18 protein-coding genes and 1 pseudogene are annotated in these 21972 nt (G+C 72.1%); 13 read left to right on the forward strand and 6 right to left on the reverse strand.

Annotated elements, in window-relative coordinates; genetic code table 11:
- Positions 1–4: 4 nt before the first annotated feature.
- Positions 5–1015, reverse strand: coding sequence for a non-homologous end-joining DNA ligase (gene ligD, locus PUR53_RS25020; RefSeq protein WP_329902353.1), 1011 nt, complete (start codon positions 1013–1015; stop codon positions 5–7).
- Positions 1016–1104: 89 nt separating this feature from the next.
- On the opposite strand from ligD, the gene PUR53_RS25025 reads away from it, so the two are divergent.
- The gene (locus tag PUR53_RS25025; protein ID WP_329909700.1) at positions 1105–2172 is read left to right on the forward strand and encodes an ATP-dependent DNA ligase; all 1068 of its coding nucleotides are present in this window, start codon (positions 1105–1107) and stop codon (positions 2170–2172) included.
- A 53-nt stretch (positions 2173–2225) separates the two neighbouring features.
- Here PUR53_RS25025 and PUR53_RS25030 read toward each other — a convergent pair whose 3' ends face one another.
- A complete protein-coding gene (locus tag PUR53_RS25030; protein WP_329902355.1) occupies positions 2226–3416 on the reverse strand; it encodes a zinc-dependent alcohol dehydrogenase in 1191 nt (396 codons plus the stop codon).
- 131 nt (positions 3417–3547) lie between these two features.
- On the opposite strand from PUR53_RS25030, the gene PUR53_RS25035 reads away from it, so the two are divergent.
- A complete protein-coding gene (locus tag PUR53_RS25035; RefSeq protein ID WP_329909701.1) occupies positions 3548–4558 on the forward strand; it encodes a DUF3048 domain-containing protein in 1011 nt (336 codons plus the stop codon).
- Positions 4559–4614: 56 nt separating this feature from the next.
- Here PUR53_RS25035 and PUR53_RS25040 read toward each other — a convergent pair whose 3' ends face one another.
- Positions 4615–5070 carry a MarR family winged helix-turn-helix transcriptional regulator gene (locus tag PUR53_RS25040; RefSeq protein WP_329902357.1) on the reverse strand — a complete coding sequence of 152 codons (456 nt, stop codon included), beginning with the start codon at positions 5068–5070 and terminating at the stop codon, positions 4615–4617.
- A gap of 210 nt (positions 5071–5280) precedes the next feature.
- Between PUR53_RS25040 and PUR53_RS25045 the strand changes: the two genes are divergently transcribed.
- The 7 genes from PUR53_RS25045 (at position 5281) to pcaDC (ending at position 11884) form a co-directional block, all read left to right on the forward strand.
- Positions 5281–6060 (forward strand): CoA transferase subunit A, encoded by a 780-nt coding sequence (locus tag PUR53_RS25045; RefSeq protein WP_329909702.1) that lies wholly within the window; start codon positions 5281–5283, stop codon positions 6058–6060.
- On the forward strand, positions 6060–6704 hold the full coding sequence (locus PUR53_RS25050) for a CoA transferase subunit B (RefSeq protein ID WP_329909703.1): 645 nt from the start codon (positions 6060–6062) through the stop codon (positions 6702–6704). Before PUR53_RS25045 ends, PUR53_RS25050 begins: the two co-directional genes overlap by 1 nt.
- A complete protein-coding gene (locus PUR53_RS25055) occupies positions 6704–7918 on the forward strand; it encodes a thiolase family protein (protein WP_329909704.1) in 1215 nt (404 codons plus the stop codon). Before PUR53_RS25050 ends, PUR53_RS25055 begins: the two co-directional genes overlap by 1 nt.
- Before the next feature lie 119 nt (positions 7919–8037).
- On the forward strand, positions 8038–8811 hold the full coding sequence (gene pcaH / locus PUR53_RS25060; protein WP_329902361.1) for a protocatechuate 3,4-dioxygenase subunit beta: 774 nt from the start codon (positions 8038–8040) through the stop codon (positions 8809–8811).
- A gap of 6 nt (positions 8812–8817) precedes the next feature.
- Positions 8818–9423, forward strand: a complete 606-nt coding sequence (gene pcaG, locus PUR53_RS25065) for a protocatechuate 3,4-dioxygenase subunit alpha (protein WP_329902362.1) — start codon at positions 8818–8820, stop codon at positions 9421–9423.
- On the forward strand, positions 9420–10751 hold the full coding sequence (gene pcaB / locus PUR53_RS25070) for a 3-carboxy-cis,cis-muconate cycloisomerase (protein WP_329902363.1): 1332 nt from the start codon (positions 9420–9422) through the stop codon (positions 10749–10751). The genes pcaG and pcaB overlap by 4 nt, the downstream gene beginning before the upstream one ends.
- Complete coding sequence (pcaDC, locus tag PUR53_RS25075; RefSeq protein ID WP_329902364.1) at positions 10748–11884, forward strand: bifunctional 3-oxoadipate enol-lactonase/4-carboxymuconolactone decarboxylase PcaDC; 1137 nt, start codon at positions 10748–10750, stop codon at positions 11882–11884. Before pcaB ends, pcaDC begins: the two co-directional genes overlap by 4 nt.
- Positions 11885–11986: 102 nt before the next feature.
- On the opposite strand, the gene PUR53_RS25080 is transcribed toward pcaDC, so the two are convergent.
- The gene (locus tag PUR53_RS25080; protein WP_329902365.1) at positions 11987–14659 is read right to left on the reverse strand and encodes an ATP-binding protein; all 2673 of its coding nucleotides are present in this window, start codon (positions 14657–14659) and stop codon (positions 11987–11989) included.
- Positions 14660–15033: 374 nt separating this feature from the next.
- Here PUR53_RS25080 and PUR53_RS25085 point away from each other — a divergent pair.
- Positions 15034–15231 (forward strand): annotated as a pseudogene (locus PUR53_RS25085) (hypothetical protein); the annotation flags it as partial.
- Between the two features lie 212 nt (positions 15232–15443).
- On the forward strand, positions 15444–16481 hold the full coding sequence (locus tag PUR53_RS25090; RefSeq protein ID WP_329909705.1) for a DUF2510 domain-containing protein: 1038 nt from the start codon (positions 15444–15446) through the stop codon (positions 16479–16481).
- Positions 16482–16717: 236 nt separating this feature from the next.
- On the opposite strand, the gene PUR53_RS25095 is transcribed toward PUR53_RS25090, so the two are convergent.
- Complete coding sequence (locus tag PUR53_RS25095) at positions 16718–17332, reverse strand: TetR/AcrR family transcriptional regulator (RefSeq protein WP_329902367.1); 615 nt, start codon at positions 17330–17332, stop codon at positions 16718–16720.
- Between the two features lie 265 nt (positions 17333–17597).
- Here PUR53_RS25095 and PUR53_RS25100 point away from each other — a divergent pair, with 265 nt between their 5' ends.
- Both PUR53_RS25100 and PUR53_RS25105 read left to right on the forward strand, forming a co-directional pair.
- Positions 17598–18398, forward strand: coding sequence for a phosphatase PAP2 family protein (locus PUR53_RS25100; RefSeq protein ID WP_329909706.1), 801 nt, complete (start codon positions 17598–17600; stop codon positions 18396–18398).
- Positions 18395–19384: a hypothetical protein gene (locus PUR53_RS25105; protein WP_329909707.1), complete on the forward strand. Its 990-nt coding sequence runs from the start codon at positions 18395–18397 to the stop codon at positions 19382–19384. The genes PUR53_RS25100 and PUR53_RS25105 overlap by 4 nt, the downstream gene beginning before the upstream one ends.
- A gap of 210 nt (positions 19385–19594) precedes the next feature.
- On the opposite strand, the gene PUR53_RS25110 is transcribed toward PUR53_RS25105, so the two are convergent.
- Positions 19595–21661 (reverse strand): phosphocholine-specific phospholipase C, encoded by a 2067-nt coding sequence (locus tag PUR53_RS25110; RefSeq protein WP_329902370.1) that lies wholly within the window; start codon positions 21659–21661, stop codon positions 19595–19597.
- Between the last annotated feature and the right edge of the window lie 311 nt (positions 21662–21972).

Raw genomic sequence — 21972 nt, forward strand, 5'->3', positions numbered from 1 at the left:
ACCCTCATGTCTTCTTGGCCCTGCTCGGCTGCACGCGCTTGGGCTCCCCCGGCATCTTCGGGTACTCCGGCGGATACGGCAGGTCCCCGAGCCCATGGTCGTGTTCGTCCCGCGCCGCCAGCTCCAGCAGCGCTTCCAGCGAGAACGCGTGTTCGTCCATGTCGGCGTGGACGTCACCGACCTCGGCGAAACGCCCCGGCATCGTCCCCAGGTCGAAGTCGCGCGGCACGGCGACCCCCACCTCGTCCCAGGTGAGGGGCGCCGAAACGGGGGCGTGCGGGCGGGGGCGTACGGAGTAGGCGGAGGCGATGGTGCGGTCGCGGGCGGTCTGGTTGTAGTCGACAAAGATCTTCGCGCCGCGTTCCTCCTTCCACCAGGCCGTGGTGACCTGCTCCGGCATTCGGCGCTCCAGTTCCCGGGCGACGGCGATGGCCGACCGGCGTACCTGGGTGAAGGTCCAGTCGGGCCGGATCGGCACGAAGACGTGCAGGCCACGGCCGCCGGAGGTCTTGGGCCAGCCGCGCAGGCCGCCGTACTCGTGGAGGACCTCGCGCAGTTCGTGCGCGGCGCGGACCGCGTCGGCGTAGTCGGTGCCGGGCTGCGGGTCGAGGTCGATGCGGAGTTCGTCGGGCCGGTCGACGTCGTCGCGGCGGACGGGCCACGGGTGGAAGGTGAGCGTGCCGAACTGGGCGGCCCAGACGACGGCGGCGACCTCGGTCGGGCACATCTCGTCGGCGCTGCGGCCGCTGGGGAAGGTGATGTGCGCGGTGGGGATCCAGTCGGGCATGTTCTTGGGGGCGCGCTTCTGGAAGAAGTTCTCGCCCGTCACGCCCTCCGGGTAGCGCTCCAGGGTGGTGGGCCGGTTCCGCAGGGCGCGCAGGATGCCGGGGCCGACGGCGATGTAGTACCGGGCGAGGTCCAGCTTGGTGAAGCCGCGCTCCGGGAAGAAGATCCTGCCGGGGCTGGACAGCCGTACCGTCCGGCCCGCCGCGTCCAGTTCCACCGCTTCGCCCATGCGAGCCACGGTAGGCGGAACGATGGAATGCCGCATACCGGACGAAGCTCGCCGCGCGGCGGCGGAATCGCGGTCGCAGAATCGGAGGCATGGATCTTCCGGTGATGCCGCCCGTGAAACCGATGCTCGCCAAGTCCGTGGCGAAGATCCCGCCGGACATGCACTACGAGGCGAAGTGGGACGGGTTCCGGGCGATCGTGTTCCGCGACGGGCCCGAGGTGGAGATCGGCAGCCGCACCGGGAAGACGCTGACCAGGTACTTCCCCGAGCTGGTGGCGGCCCTGCGGGAGCGGTTGCCGACGCGGTGCGTGATGGACGGCGAGGTCGTGATCGTCCGGGACGGGCGGCGGCTGGACTTCGACGCCCTGACCGAGCGTATCCACCCCGCGGACTCCCGCGTCCGGATGCTGGCGGGGACGACCCCGGCCTCCTTCGTCGCCTTCGACCTGCTCGCGCTGAACGACGAGTCGCTGCTCGACGTCCCGCTCACCGATCGGCGCGCCCTGCTGGAGCTGGCGCTGTCCGAGGTGACCGCCCCGGTGCATCTCGCGCCGGCGACCACGGACCGCGAGCTGGCCGAGCAGTGGTTCGAGCAGTACGAGGGGGCGGGTCTGGACGGGGTGATCGCCAAGCCGCTCACCCTGCTGTACCGGCAGGACGAGCGGGCCATGTTCAAGATCAAGCACGAGCGGACGGCGGACGTGGTGGTCGCCGGGTACCGCTTGCACAAGAGCGGGCCGGTGGTCGGTTCCCTGCTGCTGGGCCTCTACGACGACGGGGGCACGCTCCAGCACATCGGCGTGTGCGCGGCCTTCCCGATGAAGCGGCGCGCGGAGCTGGTGCGGGAGCTGGAGCCGCTGCGGCTGGAGGACGTCGGCGAGCACCCCTGGGCCGCCTGGTCCGACGAGGCGGCGCACGAGACGGCCCGGCTGCCGGGCGCGCCGAGCCGGTGGTCGGCGAAGAAGGACTTCTCCTGGGTGCCGCTGCGCCCCGAGCAGGTCGCCGAGGTGGCGTACGACCACATGGAGAACGGTGTCCGCTTCCGCCACACGGCCCGTTTCCGGCGCTGGCGCCCGGACCGCACGGCGGAGAGCTGCACCTACGCGCAGCTGGAGGAGCCGGTGAGCTACGACCTGGCGGAGATCCTGGGCACCTGATCCCGGTCGCGGACTCAGGGGTCAGGTCGCGGGCTCAGGGGTCAGTCGCGGACTCAGGGCTCCATGATCACCTTGACCGCCCCGTCCTCCTTGCGCTGGAACATCTCGTAGGCGTGCGCGGCGTCGGTGAGCGGCACCCGGTGGGTGGCGAAGTCGTCGACGCCGAGGGGGTCGTCGTCCGTGAGCAGGGGCAGGATGTCGTCGCTCCAGGTGCGGACGTTGGCCTGGCCCATGCGCAGCCGGACCTGCTTGTCGAACAGGGTGAGCAGGGGCAGCGGGTCGACCTTGCCGCCGTAGACGCCGGAGAGGGAGATCGTGCCGCCGCGTCGTACGAGGTCGATGGCGGTGTGGAGGGCGGCGAGCCGGTCGACGCCGAGGCGTTCGGTGAGGCGGGAGCCGATGGCGCGGGGCAGCAGTCCGGTGGCGTTCTGGGCGAGCCGGGCGGCCGCGCTGCCGTGGGCCTCGGTGCCGACGGCGTCGATCACGGAGTCGGGGCCGCGTCCGGCGGTCCGGTCCTGGATCGCGCCGACCAGTTCCTTCTCGCTGTCGAAGTCCCTGAGGTCGAAGGTCTGCACGCCCCGCTCGCGCGCCCGGCGCAGGCGCTCGGGCACCAGGTCGACCCCGAACACGTGCTCGGCGCCACGCTGCAGGGCCACCCGGCAGGCCATGTCGCCGATGGGGCCGAGGCCGAGCACGGCGACGCTGCCGCCGGGCGGGACGTGCGCGTACTCGACCGCCTGCCAGGCGGTGGGGAGCACGTCGGAGAGGTAGAGGAACCGGTCGTCGGGCGGCCCCTCCGGCACCTTGATCGGCCCGAACTGGGCCTGCGGGACGCGCAGATACTCGGCCTGGGCCCCGGGGACCGAGCCGTACAGCCGGGTGTAGCCGAAGAGGGCGGCGCCCATGCCCTCGCCGGTGCACTGGGTCGTCTCGCACTGCGTGGGGAGCCCGGTGAGACACATCCAGCAGCTGCCGCAGGCGATCTGGAACGGCACGACGACCCGGTCGCCCGCCGCGAGGTCGGGCACCCCGGCGCCGACCTCCTCGACGATGCCCATGGGCTCGTGGCCCAGGATGTCGCCCGGTGTCATGAACGGGGTGAGCACCTCGTAGAGGTGGAGGTCGGAGCCGCAGAGCCCGGTGGAGGTGATCCGGATGATCGCGTCGGTCGGCTCCTTCAGCACCGGATCGGGCACGGTCTCCACGCGTACGTCCCGCTTGCCCTGCCACGTCACTGCCTTCATCGTGCCCACACTCCGTTCCCTCGCCTGGTTCAGCAGGTGCCCGCCGAGTACCCGGCACCCCACTCCCGAACCAGTCAGAAACAATCCACTATGGCCATCCATGAACGGATAAGTGCACAATCGGATGCATTATGAGCGACTTGAGTACGGTGCGCGACAGATCGCGGACGCGAGAGGCCCGGCGCGGCTCGACGACGGGGGCACTGCTCGCCGCCGCGATCGCGGCCACCCTGCTGGCGGGGTGCACCTCGACCGGCACGGACAGCGACGACGGGAAGGGACAGGGCGACGGCCGCCGGGACGACCGGATCAGCGCCCCGCCGATGGGATCCGTACTCGCAGTGAAGATCGACAACGTCTCCCCCGCCCGCCCCCAGACCGGCCTCGACGCCGCGGACATCGTCTACGCCGAGCAGGTCGAGGGCGGCCTCAGCCGACTGATGGCCGTGTACGCCACCCGGTTCCCTGAGGCGGTCGGACCGGTGCGCAGCGCCCGCGAGTCCGATCTGGAGCTGCTGCGCCAGTTCGACGAGCCGACCCTGGCGTTCTCGGGCGCGCAGGGCAAGCTCCTTCCGCTGATAGACAGGGCGCCCCTGCACGCGAAGACCCCCGAGGACGCCGGCGACGCCTACTTCCGGAGCGACGAGAAGCCCGCACCGCACAACCTGTATCTGCGGCCCGGTGAACTGATGGATTCCGCACCCGGCGCCGACGCCCTCACCACCGGCTTCCGCCACGGCCCGGCCCCCTCCGGCGGCACCCCCGAGGACTCCCGCACCGTCCGCTACCCGGCGGCGCGATTCACGTTCACGTGGTCCGACGACAGCCGCCGTTGGCAGGTCTCGATGGACGGGCGCCCGACGGTCACCACCGACGACGTCCGCGTCGCCCCGGCCACGGTGGTCGTTCAGTACGTGAAGATCCGCGAGTCCCGGTTCCACGACTACCTCGGCAACAACACCCCGTACACGGAGACGGTCGGCTCGGGCCGCGCGGAGGTCCTGCGGGACGGCAGGGTCTTCGAAGCCGGCTGGGAGCGGAAGACCGCGACCGACGGCACGGACTTCACGACGACCGGCGGCGAACCGATGAACTTCGCCGAGGGCCAGGTGTGGGTGGTGTACGCCGCCGACCGCTCGTAGCGGGGTGCCCGGGTCGTGTCCGCGGCGCTCCGCCAGCCCCACGACGCCCGGCCGAGCTAACGGATCGCCTCCACCGGACTGCGCAGTTCCTCCGCCGCGTCGGCCACCCGTCGGATCAGGTCGAAGAAGACGTCCTGCTCCTCCGCCGACAGCGGGCCCAGGAACACCTGGTTCATGCGCGCCGTCCGCACCGCGAGCCTGCGGTGCGTGCGTACCCCGTCGTCCGTGAGCCGCAGCAGGAACCGTCGCCCGTCCTGCGGATCGCGCACCTTGTCGAGGAGCCCCCGGCGCCCGAGCCGGCTGATGACCTCGGACATCGTGGACCGGTCGAGCCCCACCCGCTCCCCCACCGTGCGCTGGTCGAGCCCCGGTTCGGCGACGAGGGTGTTGAGGACCGCGAACTGCGGCGAGGTGATCTCCTCGGAGACCATCGCGTTCCACAGCAGGTAGTGGGCCTGCTGCAGCCGTCGGGCCAGGTGCCCGGGGTGGGTGGAGAGGTCCACCGCGGCCATGTTCGCTCCTCGGCTCGGCAATTCGTCCGTGCACTGAACGATACCGGTCGACCCTCGGGGTGTGTCCATAACGCGTACCCTGCCATCCCGGCCCTTTTCGCAGGTCTTGACGACGGAGCCGACCAGTGGCAGCGTGAAGGAAACTTCACCATAATGCTCAGTGCCCTGATTAATGGTCACCGGGTGCGCGGACGAGATGGGGCCTCACGGATGGACAAGGTGGTCGCCACAGCCCTGGAGGCAGTGGCCGATGTGCCGGACGGCGCGACCCTCGCCGTCGGCGGATTCGGGCTGAGCGGTGTGCCGAACGTACTGATCCAGGCGCTCCACGAGCGCGGGGTCTCGGGCCTCGGCGTCGTCTCGAACAACTGCGGAGCCATGGAGTCCGGCCTCGCGGTCCTGCTCGCAGCCGGCCGGATCACACGGGTGACCGGTTCGTACATCGGGGCGAACAAGGAATTCGCGCGACAGTACCTCGCCGGTGAGCTGGAGGTCGAGATGATCCCGCAGGGCACGCTCGCCGAGCGGCTGCGCGCGGGCGGCGCGGGCATCCCGGCGTTCTACACCCCCGCCGGCGTCGGCACCCAGGTCGCCGAGGGCGGCCTCCCCTGGCGCTACGACGGCAACGGCAGCGTCTCGCTGGCCTCGCCGCCCAAGGAGATCCGCGAGTTCGACGGCGCCGAGTACGTGCTCGAACGCGGCATCCGCACCGACTACGCGCTCGTCCGCGCCGCCCGGGGCGACCGCCACGGCAACCTGGTCTTCAACAAGTCCTCGCGCAACTTCAACCCCCTCGCGGCGATGGCCGGCAAGGTGACGATCGCCGAGGTCGAGGAGCTGGTCGAGCCCGGCGGGATCGACCCGGACGCCGTGCATCTGCCCGGCGTCTTCGTGCAGCGCGTCATCGCCCTCACCCCCGCGCAGGCGGCCGACAAGAAGATCGAGAAGCGGACGGTCTCCGCCGCGGCACAGGGAACGGTGAGCGAGTGATGGCCTGGACCCGTGAACAGATGGCCGCCCGCGCCGCCCGCGAACTGCGCGACGGCCAGTACGTCAATCTCGGCATCGGACTGCCGACACTGATCCCGAACTACCTCCCGAACGACGTCGAGGTGATCCTGGAGTCGGAGAACGGCATCCTGGGCACCGGCCCGTACCCGACCGAGGACCAGGTCGACCCCGATCTGATCAACGCGGGCAAGGAGACCGTCACCGTCCTGCCGGGAGCCTCCTTCTTCGACTCGGCGCTGTCCTTCTCGATGATCCGCGGCGGCCACATCGACGTCGCCGTCCTCGGCGCGATGCAGGTCTCCGCCCGGGGCGACCTCGCCAACTGGGCCATCCCCGGCAAGATGGTCACCGGGATCGGCGGTGCCATGGACCTGGTCCACGGCGCGCGTACGGTCATCGTGATCATGACCCACACCGCCAAGAACGGCTCGGCGAAGATCCTGGAGGAATGCGCGCTGCCGCTGACCGGCAAGGCGTGCGTGAACCGGATCATCACCGACCTGGGCGTGCTCGACGTGACCGACGAGGGCCTGGTGCTCGTGGAGACCGCGCCCGGTGTCACCGTCGAGGAGATCGTCGCCAAGACCGCCGCGAAGCTGCGCATCCCCGAGGAGATCCAGTGATGAGCAACGGCACGAAGGACGTCTACATCGTCGACGCGGTCCGCACCCCGATCGGCCGCTACAACGGCGGCCTCGCGGGTGTGCGCCCCGACGACCTCGCCGCGCACGCCGTCCGTGAACTGCTCGCCCGTACGCCGGACCTGGACCCGGCGCGGATCGAGGACGTGTACTTCGGCAACGCCAACGGCGCGGGCGAGGAGAACCGCAACGTCGGCCGCATGGCCGCGCTGCTGGCCGGGCTGCCCACCTCCGTGCCGGGCGTGACCGTCAACAGGCTGTGCGCCTCGGGTCTGGAGGCCGTGATCCAGGCTGCGCGGGCCATCGCGCTGGGCGACGCGTCGATCGCCGTCGCCGGCGGTGTCGAGTCCATGACCCGCGCCCCGTACGTCCTGCAGAAGAACGACCGGCCCTTCCCCGCCGGGCACACCGAGCTGTACTCGACCACGCTGGGCTGGCGCATGGTCAACCCGAAAATGGATCCGCAGTGGACGATCCCGCTGGGCGAGTCGGCCGAACTCATCGCCGACAAGCACAAGATCAGCCGGGAGCAGCAGGACGAGTTCGCCCTCGCCTCCCACCGCAATGCGGCCGCGGCGCGGGCGGCCGGGGCCTTCGACGACGAGATCGCTCCCGTCGCCCTCCCCCAGCGCAAGGGTGACCCGGTCGTCCTCGGCGCCGACGAGTGCGTACGGGCCGACGCGTCCCTGGCGGCCATGGCCAGGCTCAAGCCATCCTTCCGTCCGGACGGGGGCACGGTCACGGCGGGCAACGCCTCGCCGCTCAACGACGGGGCAGCCGCGCTGCTGCTGGTGGACGAGGAGGGGCTCGCGGCCACCGGGCGTGAGCCGCTCGCGCGCATCTCGGCGACCGGCGTGAACGCCGTCGACCCCGACTACTTCGGGCTCGCTCCCGTCGAAGCGGTCACGCGTGCGCTGGCCAAGGCGGGCAAGGCGTTCGACGACCTGGACGTCCTGGAGCTGAACGAGGCGTTCGCCGCGCAGGTGCTCGGCTGTGTCGCCGAGTGGCCCGAGTTCGACCCGGCGATCCTCAATCCGCAGGGCGGGGCGATCGCCCTCGGCCATCCGCTGGGCGCGTCCGGCGCGCGACTCGCCGGGACGGTCGCGCACCAGCTGGCGCGCAAGGGCTCGGGCGTCGGCGTGGCCACGCTGTGCATCGGGGTGGGTCAGGGACTCGCCCTCGTCCTGGAACGCTGAGCCGTGCTCGCGGCTGCGGGCCGTGGGTGGCTGATCGCGCAGGTCCCCGCGCCCCTGACGGGGCGCGACGCCAACATCCGAACTTTCGACGTGACCATCAGGAATCCCAGGGACACACCATGACCCTCACCCAGCACGACATCGACCAGGAGATCGCGGCCGAACACGCCGCCTACGAGAAGCGGCTCGCCGACGGCGCGCCCGTCGAGCACCAGCCCCGCCGTGACTACGCGCCGTACCGGTCCTCGGTGCTGCGGCACCCCAAGCAGCCGCCGATCTCCATCGACGTCACCAAGGACCCCGAGCTGGTGGAGCTGTCCTCCCCCGCCTTCGGGGAGCGGGACATCACCGAGATCGACAACGACCTGACCCGGCAGCACGACGGCGAGCCCATCGGTGAGCGGATCACCGTCTCCGGGCGGCTCCTCGACCGCGACGGACGCCCGCTGCGCGGCCAACTGGTCGAGATCTGGCAGTCCAACTCGGCCGGCCGCTACGCCCACCAGCGCGAACAGCACGACGCGCCCCTGGACCCGAACTTCACGGGCGTCGGCCGCACGCTGACCGACGACGACGGCCACTACCACTTCACGACGATCCAGCCGGGCCCGTACCCGTGGCGCCAGCACGTCAACGCCTGGCGGCCGGCCCACATCCACTTCTCGCTCTTCGGCTCGGCGTTCACCCAGCGGCTCGTGACGCAGATGTACTTCCCGAGCGACCCGCTCTTCCCGTACGACCCGATCATCCAGTCGGTGACGGACGACGCGGCCCGTCAGCGGCTGGTCGCGACCTACGACCACAGCCTGTCCGTGCCGGAGTTCTCGATGGGCTACGTCTGGGACATCGTGCTCGACGGCCCGAAGGCCACCTGGATCGAAGAAGGACGCTGACCTGCCATGACGAAGATCGACACCAGCCGCCCGGAGACGGTGCTGCCGACCCCGTCGCACACGGTCGGCCCCTTCTACGGTCACGCCCTGCCCTTCCCCGGCGGCGGCGACATCGCTCCTCTCGGCCACCCCGACACCATCTCCCTCCAGGGCCACGTCCTCGACGGGGAGGGCAACCCGCTGCCGGACGCCTTCCTGGAGCTGTGGGGCCCCGACCCGGACGGCAACGTCTCCCGGGTCGACGGTTCCATGCGCCGCGACTCCGCGAGCGGCGGCTTCCTCGGCCGCAACGGGGTGGAGTTCACCGGCTGGGGCCGCGTCCAGACCGACGCCAGTGGGCACTGGACCGCGCGTACGCTGCGACCCGGCGCACGCGGGCGGAACGCGCCGTACCTCAGCGTGTGCGTCTTCGCGCGGGGCCTGCTGGTCCACCTGTTCACCCGGATCTACCTGCCGGGCGACGACGCCGCGCTGGCCGCCGACCCGCTGCTCTCCCGCGTGGACGAGGCGCGCCGGGGAACGCTGATCGCCGAGGACCAGGGTCATGGCACCTACCGTTTCGACATCCGCCTTCAGGGCGAAGGCGAAACGGTCTTCCTGGAGTTCCAGTGACTTCTGCTGACGCCGACACCGGTCTGCTCGCCCCCGGGTGGACCGGTTCCCCGGCCGCGGCCGCGACGAGCGACACCGCCTATCTGCGGGCGCTGCTCGACGCCGAGGCCGCGCTGACCCGCGCCCAGGCCGCGCTGGGGCTGGCCCCCGCCGCGGCCGGACCCGCGGTGACCTCGGCGGCGGACGCCGCCACCCTGGACGTACGCTCCCTCGCGGAACGCGCGCGCGGCGGCGGCAACCCGGTGATCCCGCTGGTCGCGGACCTCACCGAGGCGGTCGGCACGGAGTACGGCCCGTACGTCCACCGGGGCGCGACCAGTCAGGACATCCTGGACACGGCGACGATGCTGGTCGCCGCACGCACCCTCGACCTGGTCCTGGCCGACCTCGGCGGTACAGAGGCCGCGCTGGCCGCGCTCGCCGCCGCGCACCGGGACACCGCGATGCCCGGCCGCACCCTCACCCAGCACGCCGTGCCGACGACCTTCGGGCTGAAGGCCGCCGGCTGGCGCTCCCTGCTCCTGGACGCCCGGGACCGGCTGGCCGTCGTCCGGGCGACGCTGCCGGCCCAACTCGGGGGCGCGGCGGGCACCTTGGCGGCGTTCACCGTCTTCGGGGCGGTGGACACCCCTGCCCTGAGCGCCGCCTACGCCCGTGAACTCGGCCTCCACGCTCCCGAGTTGCCCTGGCACACCCTGCGTACCCCGATCGCGGACCTGGCCGGAGCGCTGGCGTTCACCGCCGGTGCCCTGGGGAAGATCGCGGTGGATGTGCTCACCCTGGCCCGTACCGAGATCGCGGAGGTCGCCGAGGGCAGCGGGGGCGGCTCGTCGGCGATGCCGCACAAGGCGAACCCGGTGCGGTCGACGCTGATCGCGGCGGCGGCCCGGCGTGCGCCCCACCTGGCGGCGACGCTGTACGGGTCACTGGCGGCCGAGGACGAACGGCCGGCCGGGGCGTGGCACGCGGAGTGGGAGCCGCTGCGGGAGCTGCTCCGGCTGGTCGGGGGTGCCGCCCGGGACGCGGTCGAGCTCACGCGGGGGCTCCGGGTGAACACCGACGCGATGCGCCGGCACCTGGACCTCACCCACGGGCTGATCGTCTCGGAGCGGCTGGCCGCCGAGCTCGCCCCGGTGCTGGGCAGGGCCCGCGCCAAGGAGCTGCTGACCCGGACCGCCGCGCGCGTCTACGCCGAAGGTCGCCCGCTGGGCGAACTGCTCGCCGAGGAACCGGAGTTGAAGGACCTCGACCTCGCGGACCTCACGGACCCCACCCGCTACACCGGCTCCGCCGGAGCCCTCACCGACCGTGCCCTGGAGCGACGTTGACCGACAAGCTGCTCAACCACCGTGCGGAGGGCCCGACTTCCGCTCCCCCGCTGCTGCTCGGCCCCTCCCTCGGTACCTCCACCCGGCTGTGGGACAAGGTGGCGCCCGAGTTGTCGATCACGCACCGGGTGGTCCGCTGGGACCTGCCGGGGCACGGCGGCTCCTCCCCCGGGCTGATCGCGCCGGGGGCGACGGTGGGTGACCTGGCGGCCCTGGTGCTGCGCCTGGCGGACACACTGGGCGTCGAACGGTTCGCGTACGCCGGGGTGTCGCTGGGCGGCGCGGTCGGTCTGTGGCTGGCCGCGCACCACCCGGAGCGGGTCTCGTCCCTGGCCGTGCTCTGTTCCTCGGCCCACTTCAACGGCTCCAAGCCGTGGGAGGAACGGGCGCAACTGGTGCGCCGGGAGGGACGGGAGGGGCTGGCCGGGCTCGCGGAGACGGCCGACACGCGGTGGTTCACACCCGGTTTCACCGTGCCGGAGCTGGTGGAGGACCACCGCCGGGCCGACCCGGAGGCGTACGCCGCCTGCTGTGACGCGCTCGCCGCGTTCGACGTCCGCGCGGAGCTGTCCGGGATCACCGTGCCCACGCTCCTCGTCGCCGGTCGCGAGGACCCGGCGACGCCGCCCGCGCATCTGCGGGAGATCGCGGACGCGGTGCCCGGGGCGACGCTCACCGAGATCCCGGGGGCGTCGCACCTCGCCCCCGCGGAGCGGCCGGAGGCCGTACTGGCCGCGCTGCGCGGGCACTTCGACGGGTATGCGCGGCGTGGGATGGAGGTGCGGCGCAAGGTGCTCGGCGACACGCACGTGGACCGCGCCCAGGCCCGGCAGACGCCCTTCACGGCCCGCTTCCAGGACTTCATCTCCCGCTACGCGTGGGGCGAGATCTGGACCGATCCGACGCTGTCCCGCCGCGAGCGCAGCATGATCACACTGACCGCGCTGATCGCCCACGGCCACTACGACGAACTGGCCATGCACATCCGCGCCGCCCGCCGCAACGGCCTCACCCCGGAGGACATCGGCGCCGTCCTCCTCCAATCAGCGGTCTACTGCGGCGTGCCGGCCGCGAACTCGGCGTTCGCTACTGCGCAAAGGGTGTTGGCGGAGGAGGAGGCAGAGCAGGACTGATCAAGGCCTCTCGGAGAGAACCGCGGGCGCCCCGCTCCCGCAGCCGGCGGAGTCATCGACGACAGGGATTCATGGACGCCCGGCGCACTCCCGGTGCCTCCCCTATCCGATCCGGGCGAGTTCTTCCCGGGCCTGCCTGACCAGGCCGTCCGCACCACAGGACTCGGCCAGCGTCAGGCCGCGGTTGAGTTCGGAGACCGAGCGGTTGGCGATGCCGTATTCGACGCGGGCCGCGGCGTGTTCGTAGGCCGAGGGCGAGGCCGCCAGGTAGGTGACCGCCTGGGCATAGAGGGAGGCAGCCTTACGGCCGGTGGCGAGGAACGCCTCCACACGCAGGGCCTCACCGATGGCGGTGTCCGTACCGAAGCGTTCGGCACGGCGGCGGATGCTCGCGGCGAGTTCGGCGGCACGGCGCGGGTCCTCGGTGGCGAGGGCCCGGGCGAGGGCGCCGCCCCAGGTGGCGGAGACGGGGTTGTGGTGCCCCCGGGCCGCCGTCGCCTTCTCGGCGGCCTCCAGTTCGTTGATGCCTTCCTTGGTGCGCCCCACGGCGAGGAGCAGCCGCCCCCGTACGGACCGCGGTTCGGGCAGCACGATGGTGGACGGATACGGCGGCGCGAAGTTGTACTGCTCGGCGACCGCCCAGGCCTCGTCGACGTGGCCGCGGACGAGCAGTGTGTCGACGAGGTTGCAGGTCGTGCTCCAGTAGAGGGGCAGTCCGCGACCGACCGTTTCGGCGAGCACCAGCGACTTGCGCAGGGAGGCTTCCGCGTCCTTGAGCCTGCCCCGCATGCGGTGTCCGAGCCCGACGTAAGCGTGAGCCAGTGCGAGATGGCCTCCACGCCAACCGGCGGACTCGTAGGTGCGCAGGGCTTCGGTGTACAGACTCTCGGCCCGGTCGAGGCGATCCGCGTAGGCGTACGCGGTGGCCAGCATCAGGAGCAGTTCGATACCCCACTCGGTGTCGGTCCAGCCGAGTCCGGGCGCGAGGCGGCCGTTGACGAGGGCCCGGTCGCAGAGCTCGACCACCTCCTCGGCGTTCTCGCCCCGTGTCATCGCGTCGAAGCCCCGGAGGATGAGCAGCGCGCGTTCGGAGTTGTCCCTGCCGGTGCAGGTCGCCGCGAGGGCGGCCAGCTCCTGGGAGTGCGTCGGCGGGAGTTCCTCGCCGGCGTGGACGCCCTCCCACATGTAGCGCGCGGCCTGGAGACGCATCCGGGCGGGCCCGGGATCCAGTCGGCCGATCTCCGCGTCGAGTGTACGAACGGCCTCGTGCAACTGGTCGTTGTGGAGCAGCACCTGGGAGAGGCGGAAGACCGCGTCGACGCGCTCGGCGCTGTCGAGGCCGGGCTCGGCGAGTGCCGAGCGGAGGTATTCGACCGTGGTGGCGGGTGACGTGAGGAGGGTGGCGCAGCCCAGCTCGTAGAGCACACGGACCCGGACGTCCGGCTGTGGCGGCTCCTTCAGGGCTCGCTCCAGACAGCGACGGGCGGCCTCGGGGGCACCCACGGCCAGGTGTTCGGCCGCAGCGGCACGCAACTGCTCGACCAGCTCGGCCTCGCCGTCGGGGTGGACTTCGATGAGGTGGCGGGCGGCCGCGGCGGCACCGCGCCCGGATTCGGTGACGGCCGTGGCGGCGACTCCGTGGAACGCGGTGCGGATGCCCGGCGGGATCGAGTCGTAGACGGCGGTGGCGATGAGGGGGTGGACGAACTCGAGGTCCCCGGCGTCCGCCTGACGGTTGGCCGGATCGGGTTCGGTGAGGATACGGGCCGAGGTCAGCAACTCGGCACACTCCACCGCCGAGGCGCGGGGCAGGCTGGCGAGGCGTGCCACGATGTCGACGGTGATCCCGGTATGGAGGATGGCCGCCGCCCAAGCGAAACGCGTGGCCTCGACTCCCAGTTCTTCGAGGCGGGCGACGAGGCCGGTGCCTCGCGCGGAGCGGTTCAGGGCGCGCAGTTCGCCGGCCGACTCCTCCACCGGATCCAGTCCGCAGTCCTTCACCTTGGCGAGGAGTTCGACGGTGTTGTAGGCGTTGCCACCGGTGACCGCCCATACCTCGCGGCAGAACGGGTCGTCGGCGTGCCGGCCGACTGTGGCACGGGTGAGCCCTGCGGTGGCCTTCGGGGTGAGCGCGCTGAGAGTGGTGACGGGGCGGGCCTTGGCGGCGATCCGGCTGAGATGGCGGGCGCGTTCACCGGTGGCCTCGCCGGGGCGGCGGGCCACCACGACCAGTACGCACATCTCGGTCAGACGGTCGGCCAGGGCGGACAGCCAGTGCAGCGTCTCCTGATCGGCCCAGTGGACGTCGTCGATCAGCAGTACGAGCGGCCAGGCGCGGCGCACGAGGCGGTTCACGGCGGCGACCAGGCCCTCGCACACGCCCTGCGGATCCGCTTGGCCCTCGCCCGGTTCGGCGAGCCCGAGGGCGGGACCGGCGATGTCGTACCAGTCACCCAGGTACTCGCGGGTCTCCTCCTCCATCAGCCCGATGAGTCCGGGTTGCAGCAACTGCCGTACGACGTTGAAAGGGACGGAGGTGACGGTCTCCCCACCCCGTGCGTACCAGACCCGGCAGCCCCGTTCCTCGGCGATCCGGCGGGCCTCGGTGAGGAGAGCGGTCTTGCCGACACCGGCCTCACCGGTGAAGACCAGCACGCTGCCGGGGGACGCCTTGTCGACGCAGAGTTCGTCGATCGCCTCCGTGATGGCGGTGATCTCCGCGTCGCGCTCCCACAGGGAAGCCGAGGCTGCCGCATCGGGCCGTGCCTCCGTCATTCCGCTACCTCCCCTGGTCGCCCGAACGATGCACAGGTCATTGAGCGTAGCCCCATGGATGCCCAAGTGAAGGCCGGTCCGGGCACCTGTTGCCGTGTCGGGTGACACCGGGTGCCCGACGGACGACGGATCCCGGCGCCCACCTGGCGCGTTGGTCGTGATGGGTAGTCAACTTGCCGTGATCGAAAGGCGATTTTCCGGATTTCCGGTGGCGGGTCCCCACCTCTCGGAGGAGACGGCATGACCGCATCCGACCCGCGGCCGGAGCCCCCGTTCCCGTGGGGGCGGGCGGTCTCGGCGGGCCCCGTTCGGCTTCTTCACCCCGGAGGGCGGCGACGAGGCGGAGACACTCGTGCGTACGCCCCGTTCGCGCTTACGACACCGCCGGCGCCGCCGCTCGCTGGCTGGCTGGCTGGCTGCTGACACTGCTCCGGGTGGTCCGAGGGCTGGCGACGGGAGGGGAGTTCGGGGGCCCGGTGTCGGTGACGACGGAGTCGTACCGACGGGGAGACGGGGAGACGGGGAGACGGGGACTGTATGGGGCGTGGCAGTCGTTCACGTCCAGCACGGGCGCCCGCCGTCCCAGCGTGCTGGGATCGGTGACGCCGGGCCGCCGGGGTCTCCCCCGCTCGGGGCGGAGCATCGAGCCCGGCCCCGGTGCGGCTCGTCATCGGGTGAGTCGCGGGGGCGGGCTGCGGCGAAAGCCGCCGGGTACCGCGGCGCCTCGGGCGCGAATCTCCGCCCCTCTCATCCGGTTTTCACTCCGGCCTCATACGGTTACCCCATGACGCAGGTGACTCCTCCCGGCTGGTACCCCGACCCCGGGCAGACAAGTGACGCGCCCGCCACCGAACGCTGGTGGGACGGCAAGGCGTGGACGGACCAGGTCCGCCCCGTCGGCTCGGCCGCGGGGTTCGGTCCGCCGGCCTACCCGCCGGGCGCCGGCCCCTACCCGCAGGGGCCCGGCGGCTACCCCGGATACCCCGGGCATCCCGGCTACCCGGCCCCGGCTCCCACCCCCAAGCGCGGCCTGCGCACCGGGATAGCCGTCGCCGTGGCCGCCGCGGTGCTGGCCAGCATCGGGGTGGGCGTGTACGCGCTGACCAGCAACGACGGTGGCAGTGAGGGCAGTACGACCTCCCAGGGGCCCGGCGGGCAGAACGGCGGGCCCGGTGACGACGGCGGCCAGGGCGGCCCCGGTGGCTCGGGCGGTTCCGGTGGATCCGGTGGTTCCGGCGGGCGGACGCCCGGGCCGGACGGGTCGGAGCAGCCGCCGCAGGAGGACGGGTACGCCACCGACACGACCAGCGGCATCAGCATCCCCGTGCCCGACGGCTGGGTCACCTCACCGCTGCAGGTCGGCGCGCAGGTGACGACCGAGGCGTCGTACGACTGCCCGGCCGACCCCTCGAAGACCTGCACGCGCGGCGGGGCGTACTCGACACCCGCCGAGCTGCTGAAGCTGAAGGCCACGACAGCCGAGGCGGCCGCCAAGGAGGACATCGCCCGAAACGCCGAGGACGCCTACGGCAGCGAGGGCTACGGGAAGATCACCTCGCACGAGGAGCTGGCCTCCAAGGCGGTGACCGTGGCCGGCGAGAAGGGGTACTACGTCCGCTGGAAGGTGGTCACGGGCAAGGGCGACGACGGCTACGTCGAGTCGCTCGCCTTCCCCTCCCCGGCGGACCCCTCGCGGCTCGTCGTGGTCCGCTTCGGCATCGACGTGAGCGACAAGGCGCCCAAGCAGTCGGTCATCGACGAGATCACCCAGGGCATCAAGAAGGCGTCGATCAGCGGGGGCGGCAGCGGCCAGGACGTGTGAGGCGGCGGGCGGCCCGGGGCGGCCGTGAGGCCGGCCGCACCCGCCTGCCTGCCTGAACCGTCGGCACGGCGACATGATCGGCAGGCACGCAGAGGTCGGGCCGGAAAGTCGGCCGGGTGGGATTCCTCTCCGCTCCAGAGGAACCCCACCCGGCCGGGGTTACGCGCCGCCCCCGTCCCCACGGTGCGGCGCGATCAGGTCGTCGTCCGGTCGACTCACGAACGGCGGCCTGAGCCTTATGAGAGGCCGAGCGTCGGCAGCACGGCCGCCTCCATGAACTTGGTGATGTACGTCTCGTCCGCGTCCTGGCCCTCCAGGACCGGCCGGGCCCGCAGGACGCCGAAGATCTGCGCCGGGACGAACTCCAGCGCCGGGTGGTCCGCGGGGACCTCGCCGCGCGCCACTCCGCGGGCGATCATCGCCCGCAGCGCCTCGATCTCCGGCTCCACCAGCGCGTCGCGCAGGGCCGCCTTCAACTCCTCGTCCTGCACGACGGCATGGCCGAGGGCCTGGAACAGCCGCCCCTCCAGAACGTAGCCCTCTCCCGCCTGCCTGGCCACCTCGCGCAGGTCACCGGCGAGGGTGCCGGTGTCGATCCCCGCGAAGCGGACACTGCGGCGCGCGCGCAGCGCGGCCGCCACGAACTGCGGTTTCGTCCGCCACTGCCGGTAGAGCGTCGACTTGCTGCACCGCGTGCTCGCGGCGACGCCCTCCATGGTCACCGAGTCGTACCCGCACTCACGGATCTGTTCGAGCACAGCGTCGAAGAACTCCAGCTCGCGCTCGGGCGTGAGCTTGGAGCGGCGCGAGGCGACGGCCGTCTCCGGCCCCTCTGCTGCCTGCGACGTCATGACTCGTATCTCCTTCGGTCGTCCCCATGCCGAAAGGCCTGTCGATACGCCACTGTACCGGAACGGCTCCGTATCGGTACAGTGGCGTATCGATACCCCCTCGTTTCGGTACGGGAACGTATCGGTACACTCACGTATCGGTACCAGCACGTATCGGTACTACGGCGTGTCGATCGTCGTGTGGATCGCCGTGTCGATCGCCGTGTCGATCTTTGTGCCGCCAAGGGAACCAGCGCCACCAGCGCCGTCAGTGAAAGGGCCGGGGATGGAATGCCGCACCGCGCCTGCGCGAGAGCCGGCCGCCGCGATATCGCGGCCGCCCCTCGTCCGTGAGTTCCTGCTCGTCGCAGGGCTCTTCCTCGTCTACAAGTCCGGCCGGCTGCTGGCCAACGGGCACACGGCCGAGGCCTTCCGCAACGCCCACGACGTCTGGAGCTGGGAGCGCGCCCTCGGCCTGCCGGGCGAGGGTTCCGTGCAGGCCGCGCTGCTGCACGGCGACACGCTGATCCACGTCGCGAACGTCTACTACGCCACCGTCCACTTCCCCGCCACCGCGGCGTTCCTGGTCTGGCTGTACCTGCGGCGCCCCGGGCACTACGTCTGGGCGCGCAGGGTCCTCGCCGCGCTCACCGCCGCCGCGCTGCTGCTGCACCTCGCGTTCCCGCTGGCCCCGCCGCGGATGCTGGACGGCGCGCACCTCCTCGACACCGGACAGGTGTACGGGCCGACGGTGTACTCGGCGACGCCGGCGACCGACTCGCTGGCGAACCAGTTCGCGGCGATGCCCTCGCTGCACTTCGGCTGGGCCCTGATGGTCGCGGTCGGCCTGATCGCCGCGACCCGCTCCCGCTGGCGCCGGCTGTGGCTGCTGCACCCGCTGGTGACCCTGGTAGTGATCGTCGGCACCGCGAACCACTACTGGCTGGACGCGATCGTCGCGGGCGCGCTGCTGGCCGTCGTCCTCGCCGTGGTCCAGCTCCCGCACCGGACGGCCACGACCGCCGGGCAGCACTCCCCGGCCCTCGTTCCGGCCGAGGAACCCGTCCTGGTGGGAGCGGGCCGATGAACGCCACCCTCGTCGCCGTCGCCCTGTCGCTAGTGTCCGCCGTCGCCTACGCGGCCGCCGCCGTGGCCCAGGAGCGGCTCGCCTCGCGCAGCGCCGGCTCGGGCGTGGGGCGGATGCTCGCCAGCGGTGCCTGGTGGGCCTCGGTCGCGCTCAACGCGGGCGCCGCGCTGCTGCACGTCGTCGCCCTCAAGTACGGCCCCCTCACGGTCGTGCAGCCGCTGGGCGCGCTCACGCTGGTGGCCGCGGTGCCGCTCGGGGCGCGGGTGGCGGGGCGCCGGGTCACCTCGACGGAGTGGCGGGGCACCGCGCTCACGCTGGCCGGTCTCGCCGCCATCCTGGTCGTCGCGTCCGGGTCCGCGCCGGACGACGTGCTGAGTCTTCCGGAGGCCGTCGCCGTGGCCGGCGCGACCGTCGCCCTGGTCGGCCTGCTGTCGCGGCCCGGCGCCAAGCCCGGGCTGCGCCACGCGGGCGCCTCGGGCATGGCCTCGGGTGTCGCCTCCGCGCTCACCCAGACCGTCACGGTCGCCGCGACGGACCGCTCGGGGTCGCTCCTCGATGTGGAGGTCGTCGTGGTGGCCCTGTTGGTGGCCGCGTTCGCCGTGGGCGGGCTGCTGCTCTCCCAGACGGCGTACCGAGGGGGTCTGGGCGCCCCTCTCGCGGTCGTGACCCTGGCGAACCCGCTGACCGCCGCCGTGATCGGCCTCTCCCTCCTCGGGGAGGGCCTGCGCGGTGGGGTGGCGGGGGCGCTGCTCGCGGGCGCGGGGGCCGTGGTGGCGGCGCGGGGTGTGGTGCTGCTGACCCGGGCGACCCCGGAGGCCGTGACCCCGCCGGTGGCCCCCGCCCGACCGGCCGGTCCCGCACCGGCGGCCGAGGACCACCCCGTGGCGGCGGTCCTCGCCCTGGAACCCCACCACGCCCCCACGGAACCGTCATTGCTGCCCCGCCGCCCGATCACCCCGACACCGGAGCACCTCACCGCCCTCTGAAGCAGGGCGGCAAGGCACGCACAGGGCACCACTAGCGCCCACACCGGCACTCACAGGGCACCACCCGCGCCGCCCCTGGGGCCGCGGCCCGTCAGGGGCGCGGGCCCCAGGGGCGCGGGCCCCAGGGGCGCGGGGAACTGCGCGATCAGCCACATCCGGCCGCTCGCCGCCCGATCACAGGCCCCGCCGAGCTCTCAGGCGCCCCCAGCCTCAGGCGCCCCCAGCCTCACGCGCCCCCAGCGCCGGATCGCTCACCCCGGCCCGCCCGTTCTCCACGTGTCCGGCGAACCTCCGGAGGAAACCCCCCTCACCGGTCACCGTCAGGTCGTACCAGCGGCGGCTGGACCGGAGCTCCACGACCTGCCGGACGGTCGCCCCGGCCCGCAGCCGGACGGTACGGGACCGGCCGCCGTACGCGCTCGCGACCTTCAGGCTGACCGCGGCGGAGCCCTTGTTGGTGAAGGTCAGTTCCACGTCGTCGCCGACGTGGCGCGCGGTGACCTCGGGTCCCCGCGTCTTCCCCTTCCCCGGCCCCTCGAAGACCCGCAGGAAGCCGTTAGGCCCGTGCACCGTCAGGTCGTACGAGCCGCCGGAGGCCGCGGAGTCCCAGGTGTCCGACACGGTCCGGCCAGCCTCGGTGGTGTACGTCCACGGCCCGTCCGTACGGTTGCCGGACGTGACGAGGAACGCCGCGCCCGTCCTGCCGCCGGAGGCGAACGTCAGGGTGAGGGTCCCGGCCTTCGGATCGGCCGAAGCGTCCACCCGGGGCGCGTACTTCAGCGGCCGGGCGGGCCGCAGCCCCCGTTCCTGCCGCGGCATGCTCGGGTCCGCCGGCACCGTCGGCCGGTAGTCGGGGTGCCGCTCCCGGTCCTGCGGCTCGTACGCGTCGGTGCCCGGCAGCGCCGCGGGCCGGGTGTCCTTGCGGGAGAAGTCGAACGCGGAGGTCAGGTCACCGCAGACGGCCCGCCGCCACGGCGAGATGTTGGGCTCGCGCACCCCGAACCGCCGCTCCATGAACTGCAGGATCGAGGTGTGGTCGAGGGTCTCCGAGCAGACGTAACCGCCCTTGCTCCAGGGGGAGACGACCAGCATCGGCACGCGCGGGCCGAGGCCGTAGGGCCCGGCGACCCGGTTGGCGTCGCCCTTGTAGAGGTCGAGGGACACGTCCACGGTCGACTTGCCGTGGGCCGCGTCGCGCGGCGGCAGCGGCGGCACGAGGTGGTCGAAGAAGCCGTCGTTCTCGTCGTAGGTGATGAAGAGGGCCGTCTTGGCCCAGACCGCCGGGTTGGACGTCAGCGCGTCGAGGACCTGGGAGATGTACCAGGCGCCGTAGTTCGAGGGCCAGTTGGAGTGCTCGGAGAAGGCCTCGGGCGCGGCGATCCAGGAGATCTGCGGCAGCTTGCCCGCCTTGACGTCGGCCTTCAGCAGGTCGAAGTAGCCGTCGCCGGCCTTGGCGTTCGTACCGGTGCGTGCCTTGTCGTACCAGGGGTCGCCCGGCTTGGCGTTGCGGTACTTGTTGAAGTACAGCAGCGAGTTGTCGCCGTAGTTGCCCCGGTAGGCGTCCGCTATCCAGCCCCAGGAGCCGGCCGCGTCCAGGCCGTCGCCGATGTCCTGGTAGATCTTCCAGGAGATCCCGGCGGCTTCGAGCCGTTCGGGGTAGGTCGTCCAGTCGTAGCCCAGTTCGTCGTTGCCGAGGACGGGGCCGCCGCCCTTGCCGTCGTTGCCCGTGTAGCCCGTCCACATGTAGTAGCGGTTGGGGTCGGTCGAGCCGATGAACGAGCAGTGGTAGGCGTCGCAGACGGTGAACGTGTCGGCGAGGGCGTAGTGGAACGGGATGTCCTCACGCGTCAGGTAGGCCATCGTCGTGGTGCCCTTGGCCGGCACCCACTTGTCGTACTTGCCGCCGTTGTAGGCGGCGTGCCCGTCCGGCCAGCCGTGCGGCAGGCCCTCCAGGAACTGCATGCCGAGATCGTCGGCCTCGGGGTGGAAGGGCAGCACGTCCTTCGTGCCGTCCGACTGGTGCCACACGCTCCTGCCGTTGTCCAGCGTCACCGGATGCGGGTCGCCGAAGCCCCGTACGCCTCTCAGCGAGCCGAAGTAGTGGTCGAAGGACCGGTTCTCCTGCATGAGGACGACGATGTGCTCGACGTCCTCGATGGTGCCGGAACCATGGTGCGCGGGCAGCGCCGCGGCCCGCTCGATACTGGCCGACAGTGCGCTGAACGCCGTCGTGGCGCCCGCGACTTGGAGGAATCGCCGCCGGTTGACTTCAGGCATGGGTGAAAGACCTCTTGTCCTGACGTGGTGCGTCGGATGTGACCTGCGCGACGGGGGTGGATCTCGAAGCGCCCCCGGGAATGGTCCAAGAGGAACGAACGCCGGGGAAGGGTCCGTGGCGCGGGTGTGACGCGCCGGGGGCCGCCGCGCGAACAGCGCCGGGCGGGCGTGCCACGGCCGGGCAAAGCCGTGCGCGGCGGCCCTTCCGTCTGACGGAAGCGGTATTGCCGGGGTCCTGGCCCGCTCAGGAATGTGGTGGCACGCGGGGCGACGTGGTCCCGCTCACAGGGTTCTCAGGGTTCTCAGGGACG

The sequence above is a fragment of the Streptomyces sp. SP18BB07 genome (assembly GCF_036322545.1).
GTDB classification, from domain to species: Bacteria; Actinomycetota; Actinomycetes; order Streptomycetales; family Streptomycetaceae; genus Streptomyces; species Streptomyces deccanensis.

What these genes read in the sequence shown, in the direction of transcription:
- ligD (WP_329902353.1), bottom strand. Translation starts at nt 1,015, where the DNA reads ATGGGCGAAGCGGTGGAACTGGACGCGGCGGGCCGGACGGTACGGCTG.
- PUR53_RS25025 (WP_329909700.1), top strand. Translation starts at nt 1,105, where the DNA reads ATGGATCTTCCGGTGATGCCGCCCGTGAAACCGATGCTCGCCAAGTCC.
- PUR53_RS25030 (WP_329902355.1), bottom strand. Translation starts at nt 3,416, where the DNA reads ATGAAGGCAGTGACGTGGCAGGGCAAGCGGGACGTACGCGTGGAGACC.
- PUR53_RS25035 (WP_329909701.1), top strand. Translation starts at nt 3,548, where the DNA reads ATGAGCGACTTGAGTACGGTGCGCGACAGATCGCGGACGCGAGAGGCC.
- PUR53_RS25040 (WP_329902357.1), bottom strand. Translation starts at nt 5,070, where the DNA reads ATGGCCGCGGTGGACCTCTCCACCCACCCCGGGCACCTGGCCCGACGG.
- PUR53_RS25045 (WP_329909702.1), top strand. Translation starts at nt 5,281, where the DNA reads ATGGACAAGGTGGTCGCCACAGCCCTGGAGGCAGTGGCCGATGTGCCG.
- PUR53_RS25050 (WP_329909703.1), top strand. Translation starts at nt 6,060, where the DNA reads ATGGCCTGGACCCGTGAACAGATGGCCGCCCGCGCCGCCCGCGAACTG.
- PUR53_RS25055 (WP_329909704.1), top strand. Translation starts at nt 6,704, where the DNA reads ATGAGCAACGGCACGAAGGACGTCTACATCGTCGACGCGGTCCGCACC.
- pcaH (WP_329902361.1), top strand. Translation starts at nt 8,038, where the DNA reads ATGACCCTCACCCAGCACGACATCGACCAGGAGATCGCGGCCGAACAC.
- pcaG (WP_329902362.1), top strand. Translation starts at nt 8,818, where the DNA reads ATGACGAAGATCGACACCAGCCGCCCGGAGACGGTGCTGCCGACCCCG.
- PUR53_RS25080 (WP_329902365.1), bottom strand. Translation starts at nt 14,659, where the DNA reads ATGACGGAGGCACGGCCCGATGCGGCAGCCTCGGCTTCCCTGTGGGAG.
- PUR53_RS25090 (WP_329909705.1), top strand. Translation starts at nt 15,444, where the DNA reads ATGACGCAGGTGACTCCTCCCGGCTGGTACCCCGACCCCGGGCAGACA.
- PUR53_RS25095 (WP_329902367.1), bottom strand. Translation starts at nt 17,332, where the DNA reads ATGACGTCGCAGGCAGCAGAGGGGCCGGAGACGGCCGTCGCCTCGCGC.
- PUR53_RS25100 (WP_329909706.1), top strand. Translation starts at nt 17,598, where the DNA reads ATGGAATGCCGCACCGCGCCTGCGCGAGAGCCGGCCGCCGCGATATCG.
- PUR53_RS25105 (WP_329909707.1), top strand. Translation starts at nt 18,395, where the DNA reads ATGAACGCCACCCTCGTCGCCGTCGCCCTGTCGCTAGTGTCCGCCGTC.
- PUR53_RS25110 (WP_329902370.1), bottom strand. Translation starts at nt 21,661, where the DNA reads ATGCCTGAAGTCAACCGGCGGCGATTCCTCCAAGTCGCGGGCGCCACG.